The following is a 232-nucleotide window of genomic DNA, read 5'->3' as shown; positions in this document are numbered from 1 at the left end:
TCACCTTGTCGTAGCCGTCCTCCGGGTCGTCGAGCAGGGAGATATGGCTGGCGGGGATAGAGGAGGACATCTTCCCGCCGGTGAGCCCGGTCATGAACCGGTGGTAGATCGAGGATGGCTGCCGGAAGCCGAACCCGTCGTGGTCGATCTCGACCTCCCGGGCGATCGACTCGGCCTCGTCGCGAGCGAGGTCGAACGCGTCGACGTGGCCCTCGAAGACGCGCTTCTCGCC

General features: G+C 66.4%; 1 pseudogene. It reads right to left on the bottom strand.

Annotation, left to right across the window (positions count from 1 at the left end):
• A pseudogene (locus tag EXE44_RS19465) lies at window positions 1-232 on the bottom strand (tryptophan--tRNA ligase); the annotation flags it as partial.

Source organism: Halorubrum sp. SS7 (assembly GCF_005435055.1).
GTDB lineage: Archaea > Halobacteriota > Halobacteria > Halobacteriales > Haloferacaceae > Halorubrum > Halorubrum salinarum.
The sequence above is the reverse complement of the archived record's forward strand: the minus strand, read 5'-3'. Positions and strand labels throughout refer to the sequence as shown.